At 44.8% G+C, this 2,023-nt stretch carries 2 protein-coding genes and 1 pseudogene; 2 read left to right on the forward strand and 1 reads right to left on the reverse strand.

The features are described from left to right. The coding region (locus H515_RS13435) for a topoisomerase C-terminal repeat-containing protein (protein WP_036891855.1) at positions 1-366 on the forward strand (366 nt) is incomplete at its 5' end. 97 nt (positions 367-463) lie between these two features. Then, a pseudogene (locus H515_RS0110345) lies at positions 464-877 on the forward strand (hypothetical protein); the annotation flags it as partial. A 110-nt stretch (positions 878-987) separates the two neighbouring features. Here the strand turns inward: H515_RS0110345 and H515_RS0110350 are convergent. After that, on the reverse strand, positions 988-1,452 hold the full coding sequence (locus H515_RS0110350) for an HU family DNA-binding protein (protein WP_028901920.1): 465 nt from the start codon (positions 1,450-1,452) through the stop codon (positions 988-990). Positions 1,453-2,023: the final 571 nt, after the last annotated feature.

The following is a 2,023-nucleotide window of genomic DNA, read 5'->3' on the forward strand; positions in this document are numbered from 1 at the left end:
AAGTTCGCGCAAGGCATCAACTCCTACGTTGGCACCATTTGTGAGGAACTGCTTTCTCTTGCCCCCAAACAGAAGTCTTATCCCACCTATCGCTGCCCCAAGTGTGGCACTGAGAGCGTGGGTATCTATGCCAAGGTTGCCAAGTGCAGGCATGAGGGCTGTGACTTTCATATCTTCCGTGAGGTTTGTGGCACGCTTCTCACCGAGGACTACATCCGGGATTTGCTAACCACAGGACGTACACCCATTCTCAAAGGATTGATCAGTAAGGCAGGTAAAAAGTTCAACGCTCGACTTGTCCTTAATGAAGATTACACCACTTCTTTTGAATTTGAAAAAAGGAAAGGAAAGCAACGAGGGAGATAATCCCTATAGAAACAAAGAGGAACGGAATTGGTCGGGAGGTAATATACTTTATATCTTCCGACCTTTTTTCCTCCTCCTTAATTAAAAAAGAAACACTATGGCATATAATAAGAAAAACGTCCTTGAAGCCAACACGGAAGCCATCCGTGTTGTGCTTCGCTTGGAAAAAGAACGCCGCGAAGCCACCGAAGCAGAGAAAAGTATCTTACGGAACTATCAGGGCTTCGGTGGCTTGAAATGCGTACTGAACCGATGTGACAGCCCCGACGACCTCCGTTATTGGAGCAAGTCGGAGCAACAGCTCTTCGAGCCTACCCAAAGGCTCAAACAGATGATTTACCGTGATGCCGTCGATGCCAATACCGTCAAGCGGTACTGGGAGAGCATCAAGGCAAGCGTACTCACGTCTTTCTATACCGATACCCGCATCGTTTCTGCGATTGCGGAAGCACTCACCATTACCGATGTGGAGATAAGGCAATGTTTAGACCCTTCAGCAGGCATGGGTGCACACATTTGAAGTTAAAAAGAAAAAGGCTGCTCCAGCAATCAACTTTGCCCGAACAGCCAATTCTTTTACTCACAAGGTTTGTGATTTTTTCCACGAAGCATTAAAACGCTTTATGGATTAGCCTCAGATTCTGGCTTCTTTTTCCCGATACCACCCTCTTCTTTCTTCTTAGTCTCCTTCTTCTCCACCTGCTCATAAGCAACATCGGTCAGCGTAAAATACTTGGTTGATGCCACCAGACGCACCACAGGCTTTTCGATATGCACCTGCGCACGGAAAGGCGTACCTACCTCAACGGCTTTACTCTTAAACGATGGCTTCAGCGTACCGAGATCGCCAAAGTCCACGATGTCGCCATTAGCCACAATGTCGCGAGCTGTTTCAGTAGCAAGATTAAGAACTGCCGCCACTTCCTGTGGATTGAAAGTAGTAGACTTAGCCACCCGTTCGCAGAAGTTGCGGAAATCCACACGGTGTCGTCCCGTAGGTTGGGCAATCTGTACGGTTTTCTCACCCGCCTTGCCCACATTGAGCTTGCGCTCAGTCAGAATAAATTGTAAAGGCTTGTTTGCCATAGTATATACAAGGTTGGTCTGCATTGTTAGCCTTGCATGAGTTCGAGACCATAAGACCCACAAAGGCAGCTGTCATGGACAACCAACAGCAAAGATAGTAATAAAATTTTATCAAAGCAAGAACTAATAGAAAAAGCTCCTAAGCTTTTTAGAAAAAGGTTAGGAGCTTTTCGAAGAAAGCTTAAGAGCTTTTTGAATATTACTTAGCAGCTTTCTGCAACACGCCTAATAGCTTCCTTCAGATTGATTACAAATAATTTCTTCTTGAATTAACAATTTACGCCTCTATTTGCTAGATATTCAAATAAAAAATCTTAAATTTGCATCGTATTTTTTCGGAAATACAAGACATTTTGAAAATAAGAAGCGTTATGCTCATCTCGAAGTCGGGAACGTAGGAAATTCAAGACTTAATCTAGAGAGACAGCATAGTGGTTCTCACGCATAGGCGTGGGGCTGCTATCTCCATTCTCTGGATAAGGTTTTTCCTACGACCTCCGACTTAGACGTGGACTTAGTCAGTTCCACGCTTCTCATAATCTAAACAATTTAATTGCCGAGAGGGACTGGA

Origin of the sequence: Prevotella corporis DSM 18810 = JCM 8529, assembly GCF_000430525.1 — a bacterium.
Classification (GTDB): domain Bacteria; phylum Bacteroidota; class Bacteroidia; order Bacteroidales; family Bacteroidaceae; genus Prevotella; species Prevotella corporis.

Bases quoted from the DNA above. Each gene is read 5' to 3' on its own strand.
- H515_RS0110350 (WP_028901920.1), bottom strand. From the start codon at position 1,452: ATGGCAAACAAGCCTTTACAATTTATTCTGACTGAGCGCAAGCTCAAT.